Annotated in this window: 27 protein-coding genes and 3 pseudogenes; 6 read left to right on the forward strand and 24 right to left on the reverse strand. The window is 51.2% G+C overall.

Going from position 1 to position 25,579, the window contains the following annotated elements; all coding sequences use genetic code 11:
• Positions 1-263: 263 nt before the first annotated feature.
• The 24 genes and pseudogenes from AC3Y5R_RS08820 to AC3Y5R_RS08935 all read right to left on the reverse strand — a co-directional run bounded on the left by AC3Y5R_RS08820 (position 264) and on the right by AC3Y5R_RS08935 (position 20,376).
• Entirely contained in the window at positions 264-1,199 is a 936-nt protein-coding gene (locus AC3Y5R_RS08820; RefSeq protein ID WP_489921019.1) for a DUF1281 domain-containing protein, read from the reverse strand.
• 107 nt (positions 1,200-1,306) lie between these two features.
• Positions 1,307-2,362: pseudogene (locus AC3Y5R_RS08825) on the reverse strand (ArdC family protein).
• A 72-nt stretch (positions 2,363-2,434) separates the two neighbouring features.
• Positions 2,435-2,962 (reverse strand): DUF3085 domain-containing protein, encoded by a 528-nt coding sequence (locus AC3Y5R_RS08830; RefSeq protein WP_489921020.1) that lies wholly within the window; start codon positions 2,960-2,962, stop codon positions 2,435-2,437.
• Positions 2,963-3,159: 197 nt separating this feature from the next.
• Complete coding sequence (locus AC3Y5R_RS08835; protein WP_489921021.1) at positions 3,160-3,438, reverse strand: hypothetical protein; 279 nt, start codon at positions 3,436-3,438, stop codon at positions 3,160-3,162.
• A 7-nt stretch (positions 3,439-3,445) separates the two neighbouring features.
• Positions 3,446-3,760: a DUF1525 domain-containing protein gene (locus tag AC3Y5R_RS08840; protein ID WP_489921022.1), complete on the reverse strand. Its 315-nt coding sequence runs from the start codon at positions 3,758-3,760 to the stop codon at positions 3,446-3,448.
• A 314-nt stretch (positions 3,761-4,074) separates the two neighbouring features.
• The gene (locus AC3Y5R_RS08845) at positions 4,075-7,872 is read right to left on the reverse strand and encodes a YobI family P-loop NTPase (RefSeq protein ID WP_489921023.1); all 3,798 of its coding nucleotides are present in this window, start codon (positions 7,870-7,872) and stop codon (positions 4,075-4,077) included.
• 127 nt (positions 7,873-7,999) lie between these two features.
• A complete protein-coding gene (locus AC3Y5R_RS08850) occupies positions 8,000-8,383 on the reverse strand; it encodes an acetyltransferase (RefSeq protein WP_489921024.1) in 384 nt (127 codons plus the stop codon).
• Positions 8,380-9,498, reverse strand: a pseudogene (locus tag AC3Y5R_RS08855) (conjugative transfer ATPase); the annotation flags it as partial. The gene AC3Y5R_RS08850 and the pseudogene AC3Y5R_RS08855, both read right to left, overlap by 4 nt.
• 250 nt (positions 9,499-9,748) lie before the next feature.
• Positions 9,749-10,261, reverse strand: a complete 513-nt coding sequence (locus AC3Y5R_RS08860; RefSeq protein ID WP_116523494.1) for a hypothetical protein — start codon at positions 10,259-10,261, stop codon at positions 9,749-9,751.
• Positions 10,258-10,857 (reverse strand): restriction endonuclease, encoded by a 600-nt coding sequence (locus AC3Y5R_RS08865; RefSeq protein ID WP_489921025.1) that lies wholly within the window; start codon positions 10,855-10,857, stop codon positions 10,258-10,260. The genes AC3Y5R_RS08860 and AC3Y5R_RS08865 overlap by 4 nt, the downstream gene beginning before the upstream one ends.
• Positions 10,857-11,363 (reverse strand): integrating conjugative element protein, encoded by a 507-nt coding sequence (locus tag AC3Y5R_RS08870; RefSeq protein ID WP_162122441.1) that lies wholly within the window; start codon positions 11,361-11,363, stop codon positions 10,857-10,859. The genes AC3Y5R_RS08865 and AC3Y5R_RS08870 overlap by 1 nt, the downstream gene beginning before the upstream one ends.
• Complete coding sequence (locus tag AC3Y5R_RS08875) at positions 11,363-12,037, reverse strand: lysozyme family protein (RefSeq protein WP_123828783.1); 675 nt, start codon at positions 12,035-12,037, stop codon at positions 11,363-11,365. Before AC3Y5R_RS08875 ends, AC3Y5R_RS08870 begins: the two co-directional genes overlap by 1 nt.
• A complete protein-coding gene (locus AC3Y5R_RS08880) occupies positions 12,016-12,720 on the reverse strand; it encodes a TIGR03759 family integrating conjugative element protein (protein ID WP_032191379.1) in 705 nt (234 codons plus the stop codon). Before AC3Y5R_RS08880 ends, AC3Y5R_RS08875 begins: the two co-directional genes overlap by 22 nt.
• A 6-nt stretch (positions 12,721-12,726) precedes the next feature.
• A complete protein-coding gene (locus AC3Y5R_RS08885) occupies positions 12,727-13,449 on the reverse strand; it encodes a hypothetical protein (RefSeq protein ID WP_033567099.1) in 723 nt (240 codons plus the stop codon).
• The gene (gene pilL2, locus AC3Y5R_RS08890; protein WP_032191377.1) at positions 13,446-14,042 is read right to left on the reverse strand and encodes a PFGI-1 class ICE element type IV pilus protein PilL2; all 597 of its coding nucleotides are present in this window, start codon (positions 14,040-14,042) and stop codon (positions 13,446-13,448) included. The genes AC3Y5R_RS08885 and pilL2 overlap by 4 nt, the downstream gene beginning before the upstream one ends.
• Positions 14,043-14,180: 138 nt before the next feature.
• Positions 14,181-14,444, reverse strand: coding sequence for a DUF2442 domain-containing protein (locus tag AC3Y5R_RS08895; protein WP_032191376.1), 264 nt, complete (start codon positions 14,442-14,444; stop codon positions 14,181-14,183).
• Positions 14,425-14,661 carry a DUF4160 domain-containing protein gene (locus AC3Y5R_RS08900; RefSeq protein ID WP_016190698.1) on the reverse strand — a complete coding sequence of 79 codons (237 nt, stop codon included), beginning with the start codon at positions 14,659-14,661 and terminating at the stop codon, positions 14,425-14,427. The genes AC3Y5R_RS08895 and AC3Y5R_RS08900 overlap by 20 nt, the downstream gene beginning before the upstream one ends.
• A gap of 13 nt (positions 14,662-14,674) precedes the next feature.
• Positions 14,675-15,235, reverse strand: a complete 561-nt coding sequence (locus AC3Y5R_RS08905; RefSeq protein ID WP_032191375.1) for a single-stranded DNA-binding protein — start codon at positions 15,233-15,235, stop codon at positions 14,675-14,677.
• Positions 15,236-15,247: 12 nt separating this feature from the next.
• Positions 15,248-15,451 carry a hypothetical protein gene (locus AC3Y5R_RS08910; RefSeq protein ID WP_032191374.1) on the reverse strand — a complete coding sequence of 68 codons (204 nt, stop codon included), beginning with the start codon at positions 15,449-15,451 and terminating at the stop codon, positions 15,248-15,250.
• A gap of 77 nt (positions 15,452-15,528) precedes the next feature.
• A complete protein-coding gene (locus tag AC3Y5R_RS08915; RefSeq protein ID WP_032191372.1) occupies positions 15,529-15,993 on the reverse strand; it encodes an STY4534 family ICE replication protein in 465 nt (154 codons plus the stop codon).
• Between the two features lie 648 nt (positions 15,994-16,641).
• Positions 16,642-18,687: a DNA topoisomerase III gene (locus tag AC3Y5R_RS08920; RefSeq protein ID WP_489921026.1), complete on the reverse strand. Its 2,046-nt coding sequence runs from the start codon at positions 18,685-18,687 to the stop codon at positions 16,642-16,644.
• A 13-nt stretch (positions 18,688-18,700) separates the two neighbouring features.
• Positions 18,701-18,853: pseudogene (locus AC3Y5R_RS08925) on the reverse strand (AcaB family transcriptional regulator); the annotation flags it as partial.
• Positions 18,829-19,533: a 5-oxoprolinase subunit PxpB gene (pxpB, locus tag AC3Y5R_RS08930; RefSeq protein WP_489921027.1), complete on the reverse strand. Its 705-nt coding sequence runs from the start codon at positions 19,531-19,533 to the stop codon at positions 18,829-18,831. The gene pxpB and the pseudogene AC3Y5R_RS08925, both read right to left, overlap by 25 nt.
• A 3-nt stretch (positions 19,534-19,536) precedes the next feature.
• The gene (locus AC3Y5R_RS08935) at positions 19,537-20,376 is read right to left on the reverse strand and encodes a transporter substrate-binding domain-containing protein (RefSeq protein ID WP_489921028.1); all 840 of its coding nucleotides are present in this window, start codon (positions 20,374-20,376) and stop codon (positions 19,537-19,539) included.
• Between the two features lie 172 nt (positions 20,377-20,548).
• Between AC3Y5R_RS08935 and AC3Y5R_RS08940 the strand changes: the two genes are divergently transcribed.
• The 6 genes from AC3Y5R_RS08940 (at position 20,549) to AC3Y5R_RS08965 (ending at position 25,524) form a co-directional block, all read left to right on the forward strand.
• Positions 20,549-21,469 carry a DMT family transporter gene (locus tag AC3Y5R_RS08940; protein ID WP_489921029.1) on the forward strand — a complete coding sequence of 307 codons (921 nt, stop codon included), beginning with the start codon at positions 20,549-20,551 and terminating at the stop codon, positions 21,467-21,469.
• Between the two features lie 346 nt (positions 21,470-21,815).
• Positions 21,816-22,163 (forward strand): hypothetical protein, encoded by a 348-nt coding sequence (locus AC3Y5R_RS08945; protein WP_489921030.1) that lies wholly within the window; start codon positions 21,816-21,818, stop codon positions 22,161-22,163.
• A 556-nt stretch (positions 22,164-22,719) separates the two neighbouring features.
• Positions 22,720-22,992 carry a hypothetical protein gene (locus AC3Y5R_RS08950; protein WP_489921031.1) on the forward strand — a complete coding sequence of 91 codons (273 nt, stop codon included), beginning with the start codon at positions 22,720-22,722 and terminating at the stop codon, positions 22,990-22,992.
• Positions 22,993-23,720: 728 nt separating this feature from the next.
• Complete coding sequence (locus tag AC3Y5R_RS08955) at positions 23,721-24,113, forward strand: winged helix-turn-helix domain-containing protein (RefSeq protein ID WP_158784614.1); 393 nt, start codon at positions 23,721-23,723, stop codon at positions 24,111-24,113.
• A 109-nt stretch (positions 24,114-24,222) separates the two neighbouring features.
• Positions 24,223-24,762: a fimbrial protein gene (locus AC3Y5R_RS08960; RefSeq protein WP_489921032.1), complete on the forward strand. Its 540-nt coding sequence runs from the start codon at positions 24,223-24,225 to the stop codon at positions 24,760-24,762.
• A 57-nt stretch (positions 24,763-24,819) separates the two neighbouring features.
• Entirely contained in the window at positions 24,820-25,524 is a 705-nt protein-coding gene (locus AC3Y5R_RS08965; protein WP_489921033.1) for a fimbrial biogenesis chaperone, read from the forward strand.
• The last annotated feature ends 55 nt before the right edge of the window (positions 25,525-25,579 follow it).

Genomic DNA, 25,579 nt, shown 5'->3' on the forward strand with positions numbered 1-25,579 from the left:
CGTTTCTGGCTAACCACTGACAGGGGTGGGTCAGTTTTACTTTGGCAGGGTGGGTCACTATTTGAATGGTATTGACAGTGATGATATCGTGCGGTCTGATTAAAAAGTGAGATAAACGCTTTTTCATGGTCAATAAAACCGGCCATACGCATTCTCCATAAAAAAGAGGAACACGTATCCCGGGCAGGAGAACAGTGTTCCCCTGAGGGTAAAAAAGCTGCAGCCGGTGAAGGCTGCAGCGCGGTTAAATGGTCAGAAACCGGTTATCCACGGACTTCGCTGTAACCAGCCGTCTCCGGCTCAGGATGCGGCTGTTCACTACTGACCAGATACCGAGCCGGCGCGGACTGTAGAGTGTCCACCGGCAACCCCTGGTGGCCATCCACATGCGCCCCGAGGTCATAACAGTCATAACCACTGAGGCCGCTGACCGGTTCGCTGTACGTATGTCGCACTTCACACTCAAAGAGAGCGGAAATACCGGCCACCACCTCACCTGACGGCGGATACCATGGAGAATCCAGCCGCAACGTTAACCCGTTAGCGGCATGGCGGTGCAGGTTTACATTATGCCCGGCTGGCCACTCCATCCCGTAAATGCGGCTGTAGAAGCTCAACGTTGTGGATACTCCCGTCAGCAGCCCACCGGAGCCATTAAGCTCTGTGGCCAGCCGCGTCGGAATAACCATCAGCATATCGCAGGGCTGCGACCGTTCCGGGTATTCCCGCAGACGTTCCCAGCAAACCGCAGCATCAGGCTCATCGTTCAGGCCGGCCAGACCGAACCAGTCCGCATACTGCCTTTTCATCAGCATAGCCATGATGTCCCGTGACGCCTGAGGGATATTTTCCCACTTCAGCGCCCCCAGGCAGGACTGGTGATACAGCCGGTCAATCCGGCGTATAGTCTCCGTATCCAGCGCCACGTCTTTCTGCAGCAGCTCCAGCCACTGCTCAAACGCAAGGTTAGCGGCCGTTGACTGCCCGACACCATGACGAACCAGCCCCTGAAAGGGGATGTACGAGACAGTTCGCACCGGTTTCAGTATCCCCGCACACCCTGCCAGGAACAGCTGTATACTCTGCAGTATTGCGTGGCGATAACGCGGCGTGTCTGCACCGTTTATCCACTGCAACAACACATCGATACAGACAGATTTACCGGTAATTTCAAAACGGTTCTGGCACCATTCAGACATAAGTTGATACTCCTTTTTTCAATAAAAAAAGAGGGCATCGTCCCGTGAGGAACAATGCCCTCACGGGAGAGTGACGGTTGTATTACTGCCGTCACCCGGTAGATTAATTACGCCGTTTCAGCCTGACGGTTGAGTGGCGCGAGCAAATATTCCGACGCTTCCCGGGCCTGCCGGCAGGCACTGAACAGCGCCTTTTTGTCGGATTTCAGTTTTGACAGCCATCCGTCAACATAACTTTCATGCTGCAAATCACCGGTTATCCCGAGATGTGCGCACAGAAAGGCACTGCCAATTTCGGCTATCAACTCCTCGAAGGCATACACCGGGTCGCCAAATTTCTTTGACGCCCGAGTTATCCCTTCACGGTTCAGTCGCTTCGCATGGCCACTGGCATGCACCAGCTCGTGAAGCACCGTTGACCAGTAGTCACCCTCAGCATCAAACTGCGATGTCAGGGGCAGCACTATCTGGTCTGTGGCGGCACGGTAATACGCCCGGTTCTGCGGCCGGGGTGAAAACTGCACGCCGGTGGCATTCACCACCGACAGGACCTGCTGCAGTTGTGCCGGACTGACACCAGCGAAATCCTCCTGCGGCCGGGTGACGGTGGCAGTGCCACATACCTGGTCGGGAAGATCATCGCACTGTTCAACATTGAACAAAGGAAACTAGCGCAACATCGGCACCGTTTCCATCTGCGGCTTACCGTCAGCATCAAACAGCTTATTGCCGTTGCTGTCTTCTGCCTGCTTTGTCCAGTCGCGGTATATCACCGCAAGCGTGGCGGTTTCGCCCTTGCGGACCTGACCTCCGGCCTCCTGTGCCTGGTTGTATGTCAGCCAGCGGTCGCTGGTAAAACCGCGCTCTTCAGCCGCGAGCCACAGCAGCAGAACATTCACGCCACTGTAGTCCCGGCCGGTAAGCGAGTTGACCGGCATCAGGGTGTTTATCCTCTGCTGCGCGTTTCACCACGGCCGTCGCCAGGGGGGTATACCGTTTTCCAGCGCGACAATTATCCGGTCAGTGACCAGACGATAAATATCGCCGCTGCCAGTGAGCGTCGCGGCCGTTCCTGCCTGGCGACGTTTGCCGGAGGAGGAGGTTTTGCATGCCGCCGGCTTTTTACAAACCGTGGCAGTGGTTTTGCGGTTATCAGTTTTCATGGAGCACTCCTTAAAACAGGCGTGCCCCTCCCCTGCGGGTGTGAGGCACGCCGCAGGCGGGTGGTCGTTAAATCAGGCGCTCAGAAGCAGCAGCGCCCCGTCAGGTGAAACACATTCTGTCCGGCGCTGCAGATGATGGGCGGCAATCAAAAACCGGTTATGGTCTGCAGGTCTGGCATGACGGCACACAACGGGACGAGCATCCTCAAGCAACCGCAATGCTGTCATACGCCAGCACTTCAGCTCGCTGCGACTGCTGCAGGCAGTAAAATGCCCGGAGGCTGTCACATGCAGCCTGTCCGTCAGATCCCGGTAACCGGCCACTGGCACATAACGCCGTTCACCGCTGTATACCGCAATATCGTTCTCTGAAAGCATCAGAGTGAGCTGATGATTCTTCGTCAGCATGTCCCATATACGCCCTTCCGTCAGGACGAGAGGTTTAGTGAAAACAGCATTGTCGACCAGCACAGGGGCCAGCGTAGCCCATCCCTGATCCCTGTCGGGATGACAGCCATCTGCAAATGCCTGGTGCCGTAACTGGTCTTCACGTCCGGGGGGCGAACGGAAACGTTCGCCATCCTGAACGGACAAAGACACGGTTACGTCACAGGTGAGTACCACAGGCCTGTCGTTACTTAAGGACTCGGTCAAAACAGCTTTAAGGTCTTTTCCGTGAAAACGCAGCATATTCGCACTCCTGAAAGACAGGGGCCTCCGGCAGGAGGTCTCCCTGCCGGGTTGGTGTTATTCAGGCGGCGTTACAGCACCGCTGAAGAGTTAAGACGAATCAGCACTTACCAGATCGCAAACAGGAAAACACTTTCCCGCTCCATATCCAGCGTACGGATGCAGTATTCCGCCCACACGGCAATCAGCTGCAACTCGGTACAGAACATCTCTCCGTAGGTCGGATCGTTGTTGTACGACGAGAACCAGCCGTTGCGGATGTCATCGCGCAGTAATGCGAGATGATTGCGGGACAGAAATATCGGTTCCTGATCCGGAACGCCTTCCGCATAGTCCGGCATATTGACGCTGACCCAGTAAAGCAGAGCGTCTAAACCACTCAACATCACCAGATCAGCGGTACTGGAGCCTAAAACGAGTTCCAGCGAAGGGGCCTACCTGGCGATATGCCGTGACCAGTTGCTGCTGCTTTTGTTGCCACTGAGGGGAGGACATCACCTGCCTGGCCTGCATTGCTGCCAGCTCCGGGTCAGCCGGAAGCTGGCCAAACACTTTCGCCTGCAGGCGTTCAGGTTCATCCAGCAACACAACCACGACATCCGGGGAAAGATTTTCAGGCAAGTGCTGGCTGTCGGTATATACCACCGTGCTGGCCAGAACGGACACCGGCAACAATGCCGGCAGAAGGAGAAAATTGCGTAATTTCATTAGGGAGACTCCATCAGACTGAATCGCCTGACAGCGTGCTCCCCAACGCTCAATAAAACATCGAAAAACTAAAAACCCAAAAATAAAAATTAATTACTGGTGTTACGCTGAGCTTGCCTTTTACCAGTAAATGTCATGTCCTGCTAATTACAACTGCTAATATAGCCGTTCCTGATACCTCTATACTTGCCATTCATGAGCATGTAGCTGCCGTAGGACAACACATAACTTGCTTTTTGTGGCGCTATTCAGATGCAGAACAGCTCCTTTTCTCCCGTCCGCATAGAAACGGGAGAAGGCAGTTGCCCTTATTCTCAATCAATGTAGTTCTCATCCTCTTCATAACAGCAGTGTACGTGATATTTGCCTGCTTCCCGAAGTGACCATTTCTTAATAAGACCAGCTTGCTGTAAAGCAGACAGGAATAGCTCCGCTTGTTGACCATTACTGAGATTCAGTGTTGCGCTTTTTTGATTAAATATCTTAGAGAATTCTTTTTCTTCAAGCCTGCCCACCAGACGTGCGATCTCCACTCGACTGCGATAGCCATTTTTTAACAGCCTGGCTATCAGATTCATGGAAAAATTATCATCAGTAGAAAGCGCAATTATAGCGAGTAAACCTTCGTTAGAGATAGTTAGCTCATCAAGGAAGGACTCATGGTAACGCTCACGGTATTTGAACAGCAGCGTGGCTTTTTCCGAAAAAGTGAAGCACTGGGAGTTATGAATAGCAACCAACATTTCCTCAAGAAAAGTATCGTCATGCTCATCCCGAAGATAATAATCTGTATCGGAGAAAAAGGTTTCTTTAAATTGAGAAAACCACAGTACAAATGGTTCAATACTTCCCTTAGCAGTGTCCGAAATGAAACATTGCACTGCCTGTTTAAAGGATTCTGTATCCAACTCTACTTTGCTATTTTTTATCAGGCGCAGAAAGTTAACCAGACTCAACCTTTCATCCCAATGATGAATATTAATATAAACTGGTTTTAACACTGAGGAATATGCACTATCACTGAGCTTATCATTGCAAATAACTTTCATGTAAAGAAGATCATAACGATCCCCATCAACCAAGCCCACTTCCTTTTGGCTCAAAATCTGAGCATGTTCTTCAATATACTTGGTTAATATCTCAAGATTGCACCCTTCGCAAATATAATTTAATAAAGCATCCCAACCCGGTGCTACGCGATCGTAGCGGTAGAATAGATCATGGTATGATAATTCATCCATATCAACATCAATATGCTCTGGAAAACCATGTAAATCCGCCACAGTGAATTGCATATTTTTCAGTATAACAATTTTAAGTTCTTCACTTAAATTTGGGTGGGTAAGCACCGATACAATAGCCTCACTACTTTCTTTGGAACCTATAAATATTTCCCGAACAAAAATATCTACATTGTCATTCACGTACTCTTTTACGCTGGATAATTGGTACTTCTCCAGTAATGACCACGGCAGCTCATCTACCCGATCGCAAGGTATATTTTCATATTGTAACAATCCAGCAACGATAACTCTGTAATTTCTCTTATCCAGAGTATACATCTGATTTTCGGCGATAAAGGTTAATGCCTGAGTTTCAGAGGGAGTGATCGGTAAAGAAATATCTTGGTAAATAACACCAAGAAGTTTGATATTGTTAAGAAATAGTTGAAGATTGCTATCTTCCACAAAAGAAATCAAACTAAATCCTTGCTCGACAATGAATTGTCGATAATTTTTCTGATTGGCTGATATCTCAGGTGAGATTAAAGCTATCATCTTCGTAACAATTGACGTGACGATACTGCTGCGTTCCTGTTCCTCAATCACCGCGATCATCTTATCCAGATAGCGGTTATCTCCCAAGGAAAAGATCACTAACTGGGTGAAATATTCGGCATCAACAAATCTGGACTCTAAAACATTAAATATAGCCAGAATATCTGTAGAGGATTGCTGAAATATCATCGCAACCATTTCAGACAAAGTTTTTGTGTCAACGTTATGACGGCTATCGAGCAATAGTGCTACGATTTGATGGTGGATAGCACCAGCGCGATATTGATAACGCTGGCCAATCAATTCCGCCAGCACATCTTTGGGGTTGTCCAGTAAGAAATTTTGGTTTACTTCTTCATAACCCATATGACGACCAACGGCTTTGATATAGTCATTATCATTAACAGAGATAGTTCCCTGATGAAAGACAGACCGGAACATCATGAAATCCTGCATGATATGACTATTGGTCAACAGGTAATAAAGAGCCTCTAAGCCGCCAAAGCGGAATCCATTGCGGATAGTTTCCAGCTGCTCCAGGTCAATAATAGTGCGATCGTCACATTTTTCAATATAGCCCTCAACAATCGTCTTAAATCTTTCCCAACCAATCAATTTTAATAATTCGGCCAGTGAGATGGAATTCCGAGTACGAATATTTTCCCTAACCTCGTCAATTTCACTGACGGTCTTTTGATATTCTGCGGCTTTATCTTTGGCGATAGCTTCAACTCTTCGGTTATATTCTTCAATTATCGTACTAATATCAATAAGAACATACTTTGAATTATTGTTAGTCCCATACCCTATGTATAACTGTACTTTTTTACTAAAAAAGGCAATAAATTTATTTTCGTCTTTATATAAGTCTTCCGCTCTAGTCACGCCAGAACCTTGCCAGTAATTCTCTCTTTCAGAGAAATGGACAATTGACCACAACTCCGGAGAAATAAAGCGGCTAATAATTTGTTTACGCACATCGGCATCAGAGGTAGCAGACTCATTTTTTATCTTTGCTAATTTAGCATTAAGCTGCTGCAATCGCTCATCCAGACTAATGAAATAATTTTCATGTAGCTTACGCAGACGATAGTCATGAATAAATGAATATAGAACACCGGATTTTTTATCCGTCAAGTTATAATCTTGTGCGTAAATGTTCTTATAAAAGATAAGTGAAAAAACCTTCGCCTGATTCCTGTTATCATCAACCACCTTCTTGAACAGATTGAACTCATTGACAATATTTTGCAAAGAGCGCATATCACTTATATACAACGACATCTGTTTAAGAAGCGCCTGCTCATTGGCCGGAAAATCATTTAATTTGTTCTTCAAATGAGTGTAGGCATTCCGGGAATCCATCACCGGGATTACTGGTAAAATAAAGTCAAAAAATTTAGTCCGGATATCTGCGCCAAGGAAAATATCATCCCGGCAGGCATAGACAAATCTAACCGGCTCACCCTGGATATTATTATTAACTATCTGGTTAATCTCTCTTAACTTAACAAATACTTCGGCATTACCTAACCTGTCTAAATCCTCAAATACCACAATTTTATGTTGTGAACGGGAAAAGAAATAGACAATCTCATCCAGGCAGTTATTAAGCAGTGAAGAAGTATCTTGGGATGCTATATCGGCACTGCCCTGAAGAAATGCTATCTTGCTAAGCTTGATTTTCTTATCGAAAATACCGGCTTTGGAAGCAGCCCGAACAATAAAAAACAAACCAACCGTTCCCATAACAGCGCTAAATACCAACCGTGCTGGATAGGCATCAATGATCGCATTTAGCGTAACTTCATCTACCCTAAATAAGGACAGGATTTTTTTAGGAAAAAGCGTCACAGCTAACAATAATATCGGTCCAACCACTGTTAATACAGTAGCGAACAGAGAAAGAATGTGTTTTTCATTTCTATTCTGAATCCGATCAATACGTGAATCAGGAAGATTATCTTTACTTTCCTTGTACAGGATCTGCTGGAGTATGCTTAATTCAATCTCTACGTTCTCTGATTCTGATTTTTCACTCTTTCCTGATAAGGAAAAATCAGCAAGTGACACATTGATAAAATCTTTTTTAAGGCGAGATTTAAGATAAGAAAGAATAACTGTGCTTTTACCTGCACCATAAGGCCCAGTAATAGCAATATTTTTCACATCTGATTTAGAAAAAGCAAAATCCAGCGCATCAAAATAAGGTTCAACACTGCTATCAGTAATTATTTTCGGCGTTAAGGTATCGTAGACTCCCTGTTGTTCATTAATCGAAGCACCAGTTTCTTTTGCTGACCAACAGCCTTTTATTACATCCAATAAAGCCATACCAATTCCTTACCATTGACTGACTTGGTTCCTAATCACCTACCCGGTATTTCTCCGCCAGTCCGCCGCCATTGTCGCCTGATAGTAGGCCAGTGGAGAATGGCCAAACCATCAAGTTATTCAAAATTTAGTCTAATATATCACCTAACCAAAGCACCAGATAGAGCATATCGGCCGCGTCCGTCACGGTAATATACCAGCGGGGATGTTCGTACTCCTCCTCTGCCGGCCAGCTTCCCTGCCCACTAACGGTAATAAGAATATTAACCGCTCTGCGGAGTCTGCCCTCCACCGTCACCGCCACACAGCTGCTCAGGCCCACCCGATGAGGGTGACAGGTAACGGTCACCGGGCCGTTCAGTCGCTGTCGGATGTGTTCGCTCAGACGTTGCAGATTAGCCTGCGTCACCACTGATATCCCGGGTTCACCCTGCGGGGGCAGGGTGAAAACAGTGTTATCCGGGCTGTCATTACCGCAGGCACAGGGTACCGGATACTTCAGCGTCATCATGCTGCTGTGCTCTCCTCGTCGTGTGCGTCAGTCAGTCCGCGCAACCGGTCCAGTTTACGGGCAATCAGCTTCGCCGCGTCCAGTTCGCTACAGTGATGCTCACGCATCAGCGCCCGGCGTTCCGCCTTTTCCTCTTTCTCCGTCATGCCCAGCGCAAGATACAGACTGGGGGGAACAGCACGGAACAGCGCCTCAATACGTTTGGCCAGCACCACCCCTTCTGTATAGCAACCTGACAGCTTACGGGCGGAAAGCAGCACGGCTTCCTGTTCAGGTGTGAGTGCACGGAACCGGCTGATGTCTTTCACCTCTTCCGGTGGCATGGTGAGGCAAATCCACCATTCCGCCATATTCAACATTTTCTCCGCAATATCCGGGAAATCCTTCAGGTTCTGCGTGGCCAGCCACAGCCAGGCCCCCAGCTTTCGCCACATTTTGACCACTTTGGTCATATACGGCGACAGCAGTGGATTAACCGTCACAATATGCGCCTCATCCACCGCGAAGACTATATCGCGGCCGAGATACTGATCCCGCTCCGCAATATTGTTAATCATGTTGGTCATTGACACCATGGTCAGCGCCATCTGCGCTTCATAACCCTCACGCGCCAGATGACCGAGATCCACCAGGGTCACATCCGCTTCAGGCCACAATTCCCCCTCGCGGTTGAACAGCTCCGCCTCAAAGCTGCCTTCCTGAGTGAACATCCCCAGCGCCTCCGCCATCTCTGCGGCTTTCGCCTTACGCTGGGCATTACGGACATTCTGCCCCTCATCGCTGTCATCACCGGCAATGCTGTATAACGCTTTCTGCAGGTCAGAAGGTAGCATCTGCCTCCCTTCTTTATATGTTGCATGCGCGGCCATCAGCAGCGCTTCACGGATCATAGCCCGGTCGGCACGCTTCATTTCGGTTTCTTCTTTCGGATCGCCGCCCGTTATCATCATCCGGGCTGAAATCTCCATCTCACCGAGAATATCCCGCTTATCCTCGTCTTCACCCTCTCCGTCGCTGTCGGCATCGATATCGGGGAGATCGCTCTCATCAACGGCATGTGCCGCCAGTCCCTCTTCAACCAGTTTATGCGCATCGGCAAACGGCGGCAGGCTGACCGGTATCTGTCCGGCGCTCATGACGTAGCGGGGGAGCCGGGTCAGATTGCGGCGATAACGAAGGATCTTCATCCCCTGCCGGGCACGCACAACGGATAACACCGCGAAGCCAGACGCGGTCACATAACTGACTGAAGGTGCCAGCGCCACAGCCCAGGGAGCCTGTACACAAACATATGCCGCCATACCGGCCACGACAGCAGTATTCAGCTCAACCGCCGGACGCAGCAGGGCTTCAATCACGTAGCGGTTACTCATTATCTTCCTCCCTGACGATACGGACGCCGCCCTTTGCCATGCGAACATGCGCCACCGCGCCACTGTGCCCCCTTCCCCTACGAGCACGAACCGTCATAAACAGTTCCAGGCAAACGCTGATCACCAGAACAATTTTCATCAGCAGGTGTAATGCACGGATATCGTTTTCAGCTGCCTGTTCAAACGGTTCCGCCACTGTCGGGCAGTCAGTTTCCCTTGCTGCCATCACACGCCACTCATCCCCGCTCAGCGGTGCAACAGGGAATACGGCATTGTCCGTAGCGGCATCGATACAGCGCCGCACCATAAGGCTCCCTTCCGGCGCGTTGCGCCAGCGGGCAGCCTCATACGTGTAATAATCCAGCCGCGATGTGACGCCCCCCTGATACGACAGGAAGGCCATCACCAGCATCACGGCTCCGGTCAGTAACGCTGGCCACAAAAAAAGTAAACGGGCGAGGCTGAGACAGCCGGTCCGCAGTAAACGCTGTAAAGAAAATGTCATACAGATGTCCTCTGAAAATATGAACAACCTGATAGCCAGCCATGTCGGCCGGCAAGCAGATCCAGCAAGCGCTGGCCGCTGATGATAAAAAGACGCGGAGAGGTGGAGCAGACCGCCCGACTCATGTGTCCGGTCCGCCCGGTGTGAATGAAAAAACCGCAGCAGGTACGCTGTTCAAGAAGCTGGTCAAAGTCGCGAATATGGGCAGGTGTAATCGCCCGGCTGTAGCGTTTGGCCTGGATCAACCAGCATTCGTCATCAATAATGACCTGTCCGTCAGTGCCGCCATCCCCGCTGTAAGACGCATTACGAACGACCGTCAGCCCCTGTCGTTCCAGCGCCAGCAACAGCAATTCCTCAAATACATAAGGGTTAATTTTGCGCAGGTACCGCATACGCTGGCCGTCCCCCGGCAGAGTGCCCAGTTTTTCCAGCACCCGTGCCGCCGCAGCCTGATAGCGACGGTGGCGACGAACGCTGGCTTTCTCCCGCTGGCGAAAGCTCAGACGCAGCATCACCATGATAAACAGCGCCGCCAGAAGCAGGGCCGGCAACGGGTTGACCAACAGCGCAGCACTCAGTTGCAGTGCGCTCATCACGGCCGCACCTGTCGGGACAATCCGGTATCGGTGATCAGCACTGGGTAATGCCGTAACTGCAAACGGCGGGCCAGCTCAGAGCCGGATGCCGGCGCCATCGGAACACCGGGAGCCAGATCCCGCAATGACTCAACAGCCGACGCACTGTCAACACTGACAATCATGCCTGCCGCATGTCGGGCAATTAGCGCCTGCGCATTCTCCGCCAGCCAGTACCGTGACTGTTCGTCATCACCGATAAGGAAAAGCGCACCAATGCCCGGCAACTGCAGCGGACGATCCTCCACCGTCCCCGGCGTCATCTCCGGCGTGCTGATCGGAAACATTGCTGCCATCGCAGAAACTGGCGGGGTTGCCGGTGACGCCTCCGGCAGGCCGGGTTGTTTATTAATGCCGTCAAAATAAGGCGTGGCATCCTCCCCGCCGAGGTCAGCGAGGACGTTCAGTCCGGCATGGCCCGTCAGGGGCAGAAAAAGACACATCATTAAAAACAGTTTTTTCATCAGGGTTCACTCCCGGGCTCAGTCCAGATAAAACCAGGTTCAGGGGCAATGGCTGCCACTGTCTGCGGTAATAAAGAAGGCGGCAACAAAGAGGACTGGCGGGGCGTGCCGCTGAGACGGACAAGATGACGTTTCACGATAGTTTTGTATCGTGCTGCAGCTTGCCCACCCGCCGGATGGTGATAACAACCGGCCGCATCCAGCCAGCTACCCGGTTTACGCTCCCAGCACTCGCGCAGAATGCTGGCTGCAGCATTGAGGTTGGTGTACGGGTCAAACGCCGCCCAGGTCGACACAAAGTGATGCCCGTTCCAGCCCAGGTTTACCTGAGCCAGACCGACATCAATACGTTTAAGGGAATAGCGTGACATAAAAACCTGCAGTGCCCGCCAGGCCTCCAGACGGCTGGCGTAGCGGTATCCCTTACCCGCCACATTAATCGTCCACGGCCAGGGACGACTCACCGCAGGCAGATTTGTCTTCTGCCTGACCACCGCAGCAATTGATCGTGGTGCCATAGCGGTTTCCGTTAGCGAGACAGAATAGAGCGCTTCCGGCGGTACTCCATGCGCAACGGCCACCCGGATATACCCTTCCGGTACAGTCTCACCTGCTGCCGTTGCACTGCCACTTACAGCCAGCATCAGGGCGATCAGAATGCGGCGATATGCCATCCTTTTTCTCCCTGTTGCAGCAACACCGGCATCATTCCGTCGCCAAAGCGCAGCCAGCGGCCACCGTCATGGTTCAGCGTAATCTGGCGGGAACGGACTTTTTCCGCCGGGATACGGTGAGCACGGGCCCACTGGCGTAACTTATCGTCACTCCCCTCGCTGTCGACCAGGTAAATATCAACCGGACGATTGTCACTGAGCACCGCAGACAGCCGCGCATCGCAGGTCGGACAGTTCTTCGACTTAACGAACAACGCCAGACGCCCCCCGGTATCCCGGGCAACACCGGCAGCATTCCCCAGATTCACCGGCAGTCTGTCCGGATAAAGCCGTTGCCATGCCGTATTGATTTCCCGCTGGAAATCCAGTTCTTTTTGCGTACGGGCAAACTCCTCTTTAACCCATTTTTCCGCATACTGACGGCGCTCTGCCGGCGTGCGGGCCTCAATCCCCAGCGCCGAGAGTGGGTCCAGCCCCGGGGACTGAATCCCCCTGGGGCCATTCATCAGTTGCTGATACCGCTGGTAATCCTCCGGGCTTAGCCCCCATTCGCCAGCTTTCTGCTGCAGGGACTGCGTCTGGCTCTGTGTGGTTTGCGAGTTTTCAACGACGGAGATATCTGTGCCCGCCAGAGCCTGCGAACTCAGCATGACCAGCGCCAGAAAAGTCAGTTTCAATTGCATGATGGCTTACTCCACCTTAAGGGCAGTCAGGCGCCCGTTGACACGGAAAGTCGCTTCGCTGTAACCGGCACGAACCAGCGTCCAGCCGGAGACCGTTTCCCCTTCCCCGATAAGCGCTATCTGCGACAGGCTGTGGTAACCGCGGGGGGCCACCGCCGCCCAGGACTCCGCGCCTCGTCTTTCCACGCCGGTCAGCACAAACGGCGCATGACGTGCAACAACAGCCGTCGAACGGGGTTTAACGGGTAACTGTTTTTTGACTTCTGTCGGTGTTTTTTCCGGAACCGGAGTCGCAGCAGCCGGTACCGCTTTCAGGGCATTCAGCTGGTCAGCAAGCGCACTCAGCCGGGTCTCCATCTCCTGCTGCGCCTGTTGCAGCCGTGCTGCAGATGCCTGCAGAGTGGCCAGTTCCTGCGAGGGCCCGGTCCGGGCTTCAGTCTCTTTCTGTAGTGCGGCCACGCGCTGCTGGTTATCGGCCAGCCCGGCCTGCAGCGTTGAGACCTGCGACTGAAGAGTGGATAACATCGTGCTGGTTGTGGCTGTATTATCCTGTGCTTCCAGACGTGAAAGACGCGTATCCAGGTCAGTCACGCCGCTGACCAGCACGTACAATACAAAGCCGGCCGCTGCCATCATCAGACAAAGACAGACGCCGGCAGCAGACCACCATGACCACAGACGCCTCTTTTCCCCGGCGGGAACAGACTCAGTGATTTTCTTTTCGCTCATTTTTTCAGAAACCCTCCCGTAGCCGGGGTGGGTACCTTCCGGGGAACCTGGACAGGCGGTAACTGACTGGCCGGTAACTGATACCCGTCACGCAGACTGTGGCAGACCACTCGCTGAACATCATCAACCTCCAGTTGCCAGGCCGGGCCAGCCATCACCTGCAGTGCGGTACGCAGGCGCATGGGCCCCAGCTGATACTGCACGGCTGGCAGTGGCTGGCGATATAGAACACCGTTTGCCGGTCCCGTGGCGCAAAGTGAATAGCCGGACTGCTTCAGGGTATAGCGCAGGGCATCCGCCACTGTCGGATGCAGGGATGACGGGATACGTATATCAATAATCTGCGACAGCGGATCGCGCTGGGCAGCCATCGGATCCGTGCTGACCAGCAGATAACGGTCATAACGCACCACCTCCGGCGTTCTGGCATATTCATCAGGCGCGACGGTCTGAACATTGCGGGTGACAGCCACGGAAGGCGTGGGTACAGCGGCTTCACGCTGTTGTAGTTTCTGAGGTGGAGAGGAGCAGCCGGCCAGTAAAAGCAGCGGCAGAACAACAGACAGGGTCTTATAACGGGGTTGAAATTTCATCCGGGGTTTCCTTTACAGTGATTAACAGGCCTCACTGTGCGAAATCCCCCCGCATTCACTCAATTAACAACTGATTTTCCACAGATGAAAAAAAACGCCGACAGTAAGGTCAGCGTTCTGTTTGTCAAATTACACCGGTTAATGTCGTGGAATCGCACCTTTAGCACCACGAAGCAGCCCTTCGGTACTCAGGTCCTCATCCAGTTCAGGCCAGTGGATACCATAACCAGCACCACACAGCTCCCAGTTTTGTCGCTGCTCAGTTGTACCAGCAGCAAGACGCGGGAACCAGGCAACGGGCACAGAGATACTGCGTCCATCCATGAGATCAACAGTCAGGCGATCATCATCAATACAGACATTCATTACGCGAATATCATTCTCACTTTGTAAAGTAAGCATCCCAGGCCTCCCGGAGTGTTATCTGATATTCTTTAACCAGACGTTGTAATTCACGAAGCTCGTGCGAAGCAAATCCCACACTACGCGCGACACTGATATCATGTAACCATATTTTAGCGGTTGCATTGCCTTTATCAATATGGACATGCGCCGGTTCATTAGGTTCATGGCTGTAAAAGTAGAATCGATAAGCGCCGATCCTTAATACTGTAGGCACAATATTCTCCCTGTCAGATTGCGTGTATGGTCACGCGATTAACGCCATAGCCACACCCGATAAAGGGGATGTCGTCGTCAAAATCCATCGGCATGCCGGCAGCAGAGCTTCCGGTTGACGACGGCCCAACCTGGGACGGCTGACCACCTGATACAGGCTGCTGAGGTTGTCCCCATCCCTGCTGTTGAGAGCCCTGGTGTTGAGAGGAGGAGCTGCCCGAGTGCTGACGACTACCCAGCATCTGCATGCTACCGTTCACGTTGACCACCACTTCGGTAGAATAACGATCCTGGCCATGCTGATCCTGCCATTTACGGGTACGTAACTGGCCTTCAATATACACTTGTGAGCCTTTACGCAGATATTCACTGGCCACTTCCGCCAGTTTGCCGAACAGCACAACACGGTGCCATTCGGTCTGCTCTTTCATTTCGCCGGTTTGCTTATCGCGCCAGCTCTCTGAAGTCGCGATCGACAGCGTGGTCACTGCGTTACTGTTGGGCATATAGCGCACTTCAGGATCCTGGCCTAAATTTCCAACCAGAATGACTTTGTTAATTCCACGTGAAGCCATGATGCTCTCTCCTTATGCCCACTCACGTTGAGTCCAGGCACCAGTGGTGAACGCCTGAACCGCTTTTTTATGGGTACTGAAGTATTCTTCAGACTCACGGGAAACAGGTCCCTCATGATTTGCCGTACCGATATAATAACCGCGACCGCTTTTGAGCACCTGCAAAGGTAAAGTAAAACCGGACTCTGCTGCCAGAATTCCTGTTGAATTATTCATGATGTGTTTCCTTAATAAAGAAAACAGACCTCCCTGAAGGAAGGTCCGTTATTCAGGGAGGTGAGGGTAAAAATAACTCAGAAAGAATTTTCAGCGTATTCGGGCTGAGCAGTACCGTTCTGAGGCGGCATGGAGTCCGGTTTTTCAGTCTTATAAACCATATCCTGGCCTATTTTTATCCAGTCCACTTTTATTAAGCGGGCTTTCAGGCTGACACGCTGCTCGCCGGCATGATCGCCTTTGTTAAGCGTAAAGATATCCGTGGACGGATTACTTAAGGTGAAGCCGATAAGGACTTTTTTATCCTCATCAACGGCTTTCTGACAGCGACCAATCAGGCTGGTCGCTTCTTTGCCGGCAACGGAAACATCAAAGCGAACATATACCGGGTTATCCGTCGGACCACTCAGCGCGTTAATCACACAACTGAGAAAAGAGCCGTTCTGAAGATTGACCTGGCGAATATTGCTGAGATATCCCAGACCTTTAATGGTCAGGTTGAAATATTCCGTTTTGCCGGAAGCAGGATTATTTGCAGACATGATGTTTTCTCCATGGAGGTAAAAATAAGATACGACGGAGAAAACATCTGCCCGGACGGGAGTGTTTTTCCCGTCGGGGAGTCAGAATCAGCTAAATTCCGACTGTCTGGTGAGTCATTAAGAAACCTTCATCGCCGCGTCATAGTGCGCATGTACTGGCGATATCTGCTTTCAAAGGTGCGCAGATGTACCACATTCAATATGCTCTCCCTTTCAGGCTACGGGAGAATTCTTTTGCAGCCACCCGAAGGCGTTTCTCACAGACCGCTGAAACATTGGTGGTCGTAAAAACGACAATTAAGCACGACCATCATTAAACTGCCCGGCGAGAATGTCAACCTGAAACCAGAGGAGGTGCTGCTGCGAGTTGCAGAATAAAAAAAGGCGCCGTTGCCGACGCCCTTATGGCCAGTACCAGAACCTGCGGTGTCTCATCATTCTCCGGGGATTAAGGACATTATCCCGACGCGGTTTTCACGGAGTGTATGCGTCTTGCAGGCCAGTCGGAACGTACAATTCACTGCCTGCCGGGCCAGGCTATCATCAGATCCCGTTAAAGTCCGTGACAGCCCCGTAGCCTGCGGGGTACCTTTGCATCAAAGCGGGTTTACAATAGCAGAACTTACTGCCCTGGTGTACCCAAAACCATTATTGCGGTGCAGAGAATTCCGCTTTCGTCTTTGCTGCCGGTTTTTTGCCCCGCGCGGTTTTCCGGCCCTTCCCGCCATTTTTCCCTGCAATAATACCGCTACACTCCGGATAACGAATACATCCCCAGAAATCACCATTCTTTCCCTTACGCTTGCGGGTCGGCCCCTTACAAACCGGGCAGGGTGGTGTCACAGGCGCGGTAATCTTCACTGTATCACTCCTCCCTTTGTCAACCAGATGGCGGGTCCACTGCAGCTGTTTCTGCATAAAGGTATCCAGCGGCATTTTCCCCTGAGCGATATCATCCAGCGCCTGTTCCCACAGCGCGGTCATACCGGGGCTGGTCAGCGTTTCGGGCAACGCCGCTATCAGTTCCCTGGCCAGCAACGTGGCGTGGATATGTTTGCCTTTTTTCTCCAGGTAATGACGGGAGAAAAGCGTCTCCAGTACCCCGGCCCGGGTCGCTTCGGTTCCCAGTCCCGCATTATCACGCAGCACTTTTTTCAGCTTCGGGTCGCTGACAAAACTGGCAGCATTTTTCATCGCAGCAATCAACGTTCCCTCGGTAAACGGGGGTGGTGGACTGGTTTTTTTGTCTTCCACCGCTGCGCCATTGACAATACAGTTGTCACCTTTGTTTAACGGTGGCAGCGCCATGTCGGCATCGTTATCACTGGTATCTTCAGATTGCTCATTCTGATGGTCCTTCTGAAATAACAGTTTCCAGCCCATGACAACATTGACTTTCCCTCTGGCCCGGAACAACTGCCCGCCGATGTTAAAAGAGGCGTCGGTCACATCAGACTCCTGCAACGGCAAAAACTGCGCAAAATAATGCTGTCGAATAAGCTGATAAACCTTCAGCTCATCCGCGCTGAGGCGCGAGAGATCAAATGCCTGGCGTGTGGGAATAATGGCATGGTGTGCCGTGATTTTTTTATCATTCCAGACCCGGGAGACAAACCCGCGGTCCAGTTGGGTCAGCACCGGTGCAACTGACGGATCGGATTTGGTGACGGCGGTCAGTACATCAGGAATTTCCTGCTGCATCGATGTCGGAAGATAACCACAGTCGGTTCGCGGATAGGTCGTCGCTTTATGCGTTTCATATAATGACTGGGCGACAGCCAGCGTCTCTTTAGCCCCCATCCCGAATTTACGGGAGCAGACCTGCTGCAGCGTTCCCAGATCGAAGCAAAGCGGGGCCGGTGTTTTATCGCGCTTCTGGCTCACTTCAAGTACCGTTGCGCCCTTCTGCTGCTGGCAGAGTTGTCCAACGGCTTTCGCCGCCTGCTGATTCACGCAGCGCTTTTCATCATCGCAGTACTGCGCCGCCGCCTGCCAGATCGCGCTGAAACGCACGCCATCTTTCTCAAGCAGAGCCTGCACCTGCCACCATGGGACCGGGACAAAATCAGCGATTTCTTTATCACGGTTAACCACAATGGCCAGCGTCGGCGTCTGAACCCGCCCAACAGACAACACGTCGGAAACACCGGATTCACGAGCTATCAGAGTATAAAGGCGGGTCAGATTCATGCCGATAAGCCAGTCCGCCCTGCTGCGCCCCAGCCCGGCGTCATACAGTTTTGCCGTATTTTCCCCGGGAAGAATACCGGCCAGCGCCTCCCGGACGCTGGCTTCGTCCAGCGCGGATAACCATAGCCGACGTACTTTGCCACGATATCCACAATAAGCCAGCAGCTCACGGGCAATAACCTCACCTTCCCGGTCAGCATCGGTGGCAATAATCACCTCTCCGGCCTGCTTCAGCAACTTACTGATAACCGTAAACTGATCCCGGGTCTGGGGTTTGACCACCATTTTCCAGTTATCAGGTAAAACCGGGAGCACATCGGCCCGCCAGGGTTTACCAAACTGTTCGCCATAAGCATCCGGGCTGGCCTGCTCCAGCAGATGGCCAATGGCCCAGGTGACGGTGATATTGCCACCGCTGATAAATCCCTGTCCCCGTTTACTGATGCCGAGAACCCGCGCAATATCTTTCGCCTGAGACGGTTTCTCACACAGATAAAGCTGCATGTCTCACCCCCTCTCAGCGCTTTTCGCTCTGGCGAACAGAGTGTTCCCGCAGAGGCGATGAAAAAGAAGATCGCTTTTTACCGGAGAAAATATCTGGATCGGGTTCACCCAACCGCGCCAGGGCCTCTTTCCCGCGGGTGGTCAGATTAATAATGTCACTCCGGTTACCCGGTCGCCCGGTGCCATCAGCGCGGGGGAGTCAGCCAGCGGGTCAAAGACCTCCAGTTGGGCAAAACCAATCGCGTTCCAGCCGTTGGGGCCGGTCAGCGCCGAGACGCCAGCCTGCGCCCCGCCGATAGTGACCGTGCCTTTAAGCATATGCAGCGAAGGCACTTTTTTTCTCGGGGTGGCAATGGCACGGTCCAGCCCGTGCAGATACGCGAAACCGGGGGCGCTGCCCAAGGCAAAAACGGTATAGTTGCCCTGCATATGACGATGGATAACTTCCCGGGCGGAGAGGCCGGTGTGCTGACAGACAGCAGCCAAATCGGTGGCGTATTCACCGCCATAAATTACTGGAATTTCAATCAGTTTGCCTTCAGGATGCACCGACTGCGCCTGCTGCCAGTGACGGTTCAGCAGCTGCAGCGTGGCTTCATAATCGGCCGGGGTATGGTGGAAGATCACCAGCAGGTTGGTGACGCCGGGAATGAGAGAAGCCACTTCCTCCAGGGGCTGAAGTGAAGCGGCCATTGACCAGATGCGGCGCTGGGCTGGCAGGTCAAACTCACCAGGCGCTTCCACCAGCCAGGCGCGGGTACCAATCGTGGAGATTTTTACCTCGCTGCCGCCACTGGCAAACCGCATAAAGGCGCCGGAAGGCGCCTCGCGAAACAGCATCGTCATGGGTTATTCCAGAGGTTCGAATTTCAGGCTGGACAACGGCTGCACCTTCTCTTCGCGCACCATCTTGTATTCGGTATTCGGCCCGATCCATTTATCCCAGATCTGATCGATAGTGCCCGCATCGTCCATCGCTTTCAGACTGCTGTTAACCTTCGCCAGCAGGGCAGGCTCATCCTTCTTCATGCCAATACCAATAGGCTCCAGCGCCATCGGTTCTTTGATCATCCCCAGCTCAATACCGCCCTTGCCGGCCTGAGTGATCATCTTGATGCCGGTCATGGTGTTAGTGACAAAGCCCACGGCTTTATTCTGTTCCTGCGCCAGAAACGCTGAGGCGGCATCCTGGAAGGTGATCGCTTTGGCTCCGGCCAGATAAATGGACTGTTCAGAGGTGGTGCCTTTGGTGGCGCTGATGCGTTTGCCTTTGAAGTCGGCGCGGGTTTTATCGACATTCGGCTTTTTCACCACCAGCATCTCTTTCGCCACGTAGTACGGATCGCTGAACTGAATCTGCTTGCCGCGTGATTTGGTATAGGCCAGGTTGGCAATCAGCACATCAGCACGATTGGTGGCAATAACGGCAATACGGGCCTCAATCGAGGTCGGCATCAGATTGAGTTTTACCCCCATCTGCTTCGCCAGCGCGCCGCATAAATCCACATCCATCCCGACCAACTGACGGGTTTTCAGGTCCGGCGAGGAAAAGGGAGGAACATCTGAATAGACCGCGCAGTTCAGCTGGCCGCGTGCCTGAATATCCGACAGGGCATCCGCCTGTGCAGAAGAGAAAGCCATCGCCAGTGGCATTGCCAGCATGGCGCAAGACAGTAACTTCAGTTTCATCAACAGTTCCCCGACCTTATTGTCATTAACAGAGGGCGACTATATAAGCCGCACCCCATGTTGTATAAGAGGGAAACCCTGTCACGCGATATGCATTTTATATGACCATCCTGCTGCAGCCCGTTCTAAGGTAGAGAGCATACTGCTGCGGCAATCAGAATGAAGGTCAATAATGAATTCCAGAATGGGCGTGCTGCTGAAAATAATGGCGGCACTGTGCGCAACGTTAATGCTGGCCTGTGTTAAAGGGCTGAAAGGCAATATTCCTACCGGTGAAGTGATCTTTTTCCGCTCATTTGTCGCGCTGTTTCCGCTGCTGTTCTGGCTGAAGTTACAGGGCAATATTTTGCCGCAGCTGAAAACCCGCAACCTGTTCGGCCATTTAATTCGCGGCTTTTCCGGCACCGGAGGAATGTATTTTAACTATATCGCGCTGGTCTATATTTCGCTGACGGATGCCACGGCCATTGGCTATGCCGCCCCGCTGTTCACGGTAATCCTGGCCGCGCTGCTGCTGAAGGAAACCGTACGCTTTTCCCGCTGGCTGGCGGTGATTGTCGGCTTCTCCGGCATTCTGGTGATGCTCTCGGCGCATCTGAGTGAAGGCGGTTCGTTGCTCTCCGGCCATAGGGTGGATATCAGTGCCGGGCTGGGGATTATTCTTGCTCTGCTGGCCGCGCTTTGCACCGCCGTATCATCCGTACAAATTCGCTTTTTAAACGGCATGGAACGGCCTGGTGCGATCGTGTTTTATTTCTCGCTGATGACCATGCTGATTGGCCTGACCACGGTGTTATTTGGCTGGGCGGTGCCGGACAGCACTCAGCTGTTGCTGCTGATCGGCTGTGGTTTCTTTGGCGGGATGGCGCAAATCCTGATCACCCTGAGCCTGCGCTATGCTGATGCTTCGCTGCTGGCACCGTTCGACTACACCACGCTGGTGTGGTCAATGCTGATTGGCTATCTGTTCCTCAACAGCCTGCCCACCACCAGTACGATAACTGGCGCGGTCATTGTGGCGACGGCGGGGCTGTTCACCGTCTGGAGCGAACAGCGGCAGCGTAAGCTGAGCGTAATCCGGACGGTGACCTGATTAGGTGGCCGTGACTGGCGTGACCTGATTTGGTTACTGCTGGCGGGTTATCCTCTGATACTGCCCTCAGCCATAATTCTCTTCGGTATAGATCATAAATTTCACCTTATCCCTCATCCCCGGACGGCGCTTCGCCCTTTTCGAGATAACGCAGCAGCATATCGACCGAGAGCTGCGCATGTCGACGGGTGTTCTGATCCAGCGCCAGCGCTCCTCTGGCAAACGGCGCCCGGCCTGCATCTGGTCAATGCCGATATGGCCTGGCCGCGAAGGATTTAGTGCTGGCAGTTCCTCGGGCAGGCAGGTAAGCTCCCTGCACTTTTTTTCAGCACTCTGAACCGACCGTATGAAAACCAGACTCACCATTGCTGTTACCCTCCTGCTGCTTATTGCTGTCGGGCTTTATCTGGCCTTCAGACCACATCAGCAGGACCCCCACTATTATGCTGCCGTCTGCGTGGTCATTAATGATATGGGCGAGCCAGCTTCAGCCGGAGAGTTTAAAGAAAAGCTGCAGGAAGTGATCATCAATGAAAATTCCTCCTATGCTGTAGATAAGATAAAGTTTGACCCGGCTTCAGCGCAGGGAGCTATCCAGCGTTACCAGCAACTTTCTGCCGCAAATAAGGTCCAGTTAAAACAAGGGATTGATGCCTGCCTGCGAATTTTGATGCCTGCAGATAAAGGGAAATAATTTAGCATTTCTGTTGATGAATCCCAACGGCGGGCTTCCTTAACGTAGTGAAAAATAATTTTTTAGTTGCACAGCGCTGAAGTTTTTTCGCGGTGAAAATTATCAGCATTGATAATTTACGCCGTATCAGATCGTCTCCCGATGTCTGAACGAAACGCTCAACAATACGCGACTGTTTACGTAAACAGGGCGATCCGTTCATGCGGAACGAAACCTTTTTATGTCAATAAACGTAAACACTCCTGATTTTCTGTAGATTTATTTCCCGCCCCCCCCTTTCACAGTGCGCTTACTCCGGAGCAAAAAGTTAAACATCTTGAATGAGATTTTTCGCACTTGCAGACACAGACTGAAACAGATAGCCGATCTGGTCGGATGTGTATCATAAGTAACCCCCCCCTCCATTCCACTGATTGATAACCTCACCTAATCAACTTCACCGGGGGTTAATCTGTAAAATAATTTGGTGGGTGCTAATCGTTTTATAATGGCCCCGCAACATTAAACCTACATTTCTTACATCCATTTTTAGTCCCTTAAAGGTGGGCCAATCAGAATGCCAGCTGAATATTATTATGTTACGAAGCAAACCGATCATACAGACTTTCATTTACTTCATCGGGGAGGATGCAGCAAGCTGCCCGCGAAAAATGCGCTGGTCTTTATCGGGAGTTTGTATAACTCCCTGCAGGCACTGACCGTCGCCAAAGTTCGCTTTGGTGAAAACGTGAAGGCATGTTATTTCTGTTGCCTGTCACAACCGGAGAAGCACGGCCGTCGGCCTCTGCAGTCGCTCTCCCGCCGCCCTGCAGGAGGATTAAAAGAGTGAACGGGAGCCATGCAGTACGCACACAAAATCCGGCAGGCCATTTCCTGAACACGGTAATTTAAAAAAGAGGCAGGTTTCCCGTGAACTCTGCCTCAGTAATTTTTTGCGACAAACTTCTCATATTTAGAATTATTCTTCTCACGCCCCTTACTGCCAGGATAATATGGGAAAATTCTTATTAACTCTTATATAAAAGGGTGGGCCATTGATGTTTTTGGTTAAAATTTATCACAACTCAGATTCCGCCTGGTTTTTTACCCTGCCGTTTTTCACACTTCATTTACCTTCAGGGTGATTATTCGAAAACCCGAAAAAAAACAACTTACTAATACCTAAAGAAAAACAAAATTAACCGACATTGTTTTTGAATATTTTCAGAAATTTTTACAGCATTACCTTTTAACATAAATGCAATACTTATTCAGACAGCCGATATTTAAAACTCCCTTACTCAATAAAAAAAGAATTACATGTTGATGATTTGGTCGCCAATCAAATCAGAATTTAATTCTTTTATACCCACTTAAAATTAACACTTTAAACCGCCATTTACTTAATGGTCGGGTTTTAATACTAAATTAACTCACAATTATCCAGACCGGTCGTTTTTTCACTGTGGTTGAGGAACTTTCATTAGAAAAGGTAATATTTATCGCAACCGTTGAGGTCACAGGGTGCGAAGACGTTCCTGAAACATCGTTACGATGGTTCGCCAAGGAGGCAGTAAAATGGATCAACATAACAGGAAGGTTTTTGGTTATGTGATTGAAAGGGATATACAGGTCAATATTTTTCAAAACAGAGTCATCAATATCAGCCAGCTGAGTCGGGATAACTCGTCCGTGGTACAGATGAGAAAAACCATGATGCGGCTGTTTATTTATCTGTTGGAAAACTCTGAGGGAAAAATCATTCAGCATGAAGATATTTTACTGAATGTCTGGGATAAACATGGCCTCAGTTCATCCTCGCAGCGCCTGTGGCAGGTTATGCAATGCTTGCGCAACAAGCTTTCCCTTCTGGGGCTTTCGGATGATTTTATCACCCGAGTGGAAACAGGTCCTCTCCGGGGATATCAAATCGCCGAAAATAAAGTAAAAGCTATTTATTACTACGAATAGAAAATAATTTGCAGCTGTCTACCTGCAAATACCTCTCTGCGAGGAAAAATGTAGATTTCGTCCAGAAAAAATGGATTTACTTAAATCATCTGAAATTAAAGGATTGTCTATGAAATACGCAACGTTCTCGGCGGTCATTGTGGCTGCGCTCTCTTCAGTGAATATCGCTTCAGCCTCTGATGGCACCATTACCTTTAATGGTGAACTGCAGGCAACAACCTGTAATGTGTCTGTCGATGGGCAGGGTTCCGATGCCAACGTTACTCTTCCTGTAGTTGGCGTCAGCCAGCTTTCCACTGCCGGCGCTACCGCGGGTCAGACCAAATTCAGCATTGACCTGAGCAACTGTGAAGGCACGCTGAATACCGCCACGGCATTCTTTGAATCCGGCCAGAACGTGGACAGCAACGGTCGTCTGAGCAACACCGGCTCGGCTGGTACCAACGTATCCCTGCAGCTGCGCGACGGCAGCAATACCAATACACCGGTTATTATAGTTGGTAACACAAGCCAGGAAACCAATAACTTCTACGGTGATATCGCTAATGGCAGTTTAAGCCTGCCATACCTGGTTGAGTATTATGCCAACCAGGCGACCATCCCAGGCCTGGTGAATAGCAGCGTAACTTATTCCATCATTTATAAATAACAGCAGTGGCAGAGGAATTTATTCCTCTGCCTTTTTTACTGGATAAAGAAAAACGGCATGAATAAAACTATTTCATTCTCTCCTGCCCTCTGTTGTGCGATATTTTTTACATTATTCAGTCCCCTGCTATCTGCCAGCATTGTGGTCAGCGGGACAAGGGTTATCTATCCGTCAGATTCCCGTGAAGTCAGCGTTAAAGTGACCAACATGGGCGAGCGTCCGGTGCTGATCCAAAGCTGGCTTGACGACGGCGATATGAAGAGCAAACCGGAAAATATCCACGTTCCTTTTGTTCTGACTCCCCCCTTTAACCGCATTGATGCCGGTAAAGGACAGACTCTGCGCATCAGCCAGACCGATCCAACCTTACCCGAAGACCGGGAGACTTTATTCTGGCTGAACGTGCTGGAAGTTCCGGCGAAGAATAAGCTGCTTAAAGAGACAAATTATCTGCAGATGGCCTTTCGTACCCGGATCAAATTTTTCTACCGTCCTGCCGGGCTGTCAGGTCACGCCAGCGATACGGTGAAAACCATGAAGTGGTATTCCCGCGATGGACAAATTACTGCCAGTAATCTCACGCCTTATTACGCTTCGCTGGCGAGTATCACACTGGGCGGGAAAAAGGTTGACGGAAAAATGGTCGCGCCATTTCAGTCTCAGACGTTCAATTTGTCCGGCAAACAGGGCGATACAATTAACGGTGAATTCGTCAATGACTTTGGCGCAATCATCGATTTCAGCGCCACGCTGCAGGAGTAGCAGCCAGCATGATTTCTGTCCCAACGCCCGGTCACGGCAACGACTGACCTGGATG

Source organism: Erwinia sp. 009765445 (genome assembly GCF_058137865.1).

Bases quoted from the DNA above. Each gene is read 5' to 3' on its own strand.
- AC3Y5R_RS08820 (WP_489921019.1), bottom strand. From the start codon at position 1,199: ATGTCTGAATGGTGCCAGAACCGTTTTGAAATTACCGGTAAATCTGTC.
- AC3Y5R_RS08835 (WP_489921021.1), bottom strand. From the start codon at position 3,438: ATGTTGAGTGGTTTAGACGCTCTGCTTTACTGGGTCAGCGTCAATATG.
- AC3Y5R_RS08840 (WP_489921022.1), bottom strand. From the start codon at position 3,760: ATGAAATTACGCAATTTTCTCCTTCTGCCGGCATTGTTGCCGGTGTCC.
- AC3Y5R_RS08845 (WP_489921023.1), bottom strand. From the start codon at position 7,872: ATGGCTTTATTGGATGTAATAAAAGGCTGTTGGTCAGCAAAAGAAACT.
- AC3Y5R_RS08850 (WP_489921024.1), bottom strand. From the start codon at position 8,383: ATGATGACGCTGAAGTATCCGGTACCCTGTGCCTGCGGTAATGACAGC.
- AC3Y5R_RS08860 (WP_116523494.1), bottom strand. From the start codon at position 10,261: ATGACATTTTCTTTACAGCGTTTACTGCGGACCGGCTGTCTCAGCCTC.
- AC3Y5R_RS08865 (WP_489921025.1), bottom strand. From the start codon at position 10,857: ATGAGCGCACTGCAACTGAGTGCTGCGCTGTTGGTCAACCCGTTGCCG.
- AC3Y5R_RS08870 (WP_162122441.1), bottom strand. From the start codon at position 11,363: ATGAAAAAACTGTTTTTAATGATGTGTCTTTTTCTGCCCCTGACGGGC.
- AC3Y5R_RS08875 (WP_123828783.1), bottom strand. From the start codon at position 12,037: ATGGCATATCGCCGCATTCTGATCGCCCTGATGCTGGCTGTAAGTGGC.
- AC3Y5R_RS08880 (WP_032191379.1), bottom strand. From the start codon at position 12,720: ATGCAATTGAAACTGACTTTTCTGGCGCTGGTCATGCTGAGTTCGCAG.
- AC3Y5R_RS08885 (WP_033567099.1), bottom strand. From the start codon at position 13,449: ATGAGCGAAAAGAAAATCACTGAGTCTGTTCCCGCCGGGGAAAAGAGG.
- pilL2 (WP_032191377.1), bottom strand. From the start codon at position 14,042: ATGAAATTTCAACCCCGTTATAAGACCCTGTCTGTTGTTCTGCCGCTG.
- AC3Y5R_RS08895 (WP_032191376.1), bottom strand. From the start codon at position 14,444: ATGCTTACTTTACAAAGTGAGAATGATATTCGCGTAATGAATGTCTGT.
- AC3Y5R_RS08905 (WP_032191375.1), bottom strand. From the start codon at position 15,235: ATGGCTTCACGTGGAATTAACAAAGTCATTCTGGTTGGAAATTTAGGC.
- AC3Y5R_RS08910 (WP_032191374.1), bottom strand. From the start codon at position 15,451: ATGAATAATTCAACAGGAATTCTGGCAGCAGAGTCCGGTTTTACTTTA.
- AC3Y5R_RS08915 (WP_032191372.1), bottom strand. From the start codon at position 15,993: ATGTCTGCAAATAATCCTGCTTCCGGCAAAACGGAATATTTCAACCTG.
- AC3Y5R_RS08920 (WP_489921026.1), bottom strand. From the start codon at position 18,687: ATGCAGCTTTATCTGTGTGAGAAACCGTCTCAGGCGAAAGATATTGCG.
- pxpB (WP_489921027.1), bottom strand. From the start codon at position 19,533: ATGACGATGCTGTTTCGCGAGGCGCCTTCCGGCGCCTTTATGCGGTTT.
- AC3Y5R_RS08935 (WP_489921028.1), bottom strand. From the start codon at position 20,376: ATGAAACTGAAGTTACTGTCTTGCGCCATGCTGGCAATGCCACTGGCG.
- AC3Y5R_RS08940 (WP_489921029.1), top strand. From the start codon at position 20,549: ATGAATTCCAGAATGGGCGTGCTGCTGAAAATAATGGCGGCACTGTGC.
- AC3Y5R_RS08945 (WP_489921030.1), top strand. From the start codon at position 21,816: ATGAAAACCAGACTCACCATTGCTGTTACCCTCCTGCTGCTTATTGCT.
- AC3Y5R_RS08950 (WP_489921031.1), top strand. From the start codon at position 22,720: ATGCCAGCTGAATATTATTATGTTACGAAGCAAACCGATCATACAGAC.
- AC3Y5R_RS08955 (WP_158784614.1), top strand. From the start codon at position 23,721: ATGGATCAACATAACAGGAAGGTTTTTGGTTATGTGATTGAAAGGGAT.
- AC3Y5R_RS08960 (WP_489921032.1), top strand. From the start codon at position 24,223: ATGAAATACGCAACGTTCTCGGCGGTCATTGTGGCTGCGCTCTCTTCA.
- AC3Y5R_RS08965 (WP_489921033.1), top strand. From the start codon at position 24,820: ATGAATAAAACTATTTCATTCTCTCCTGCCCTCTGTTGTGCGATATTT.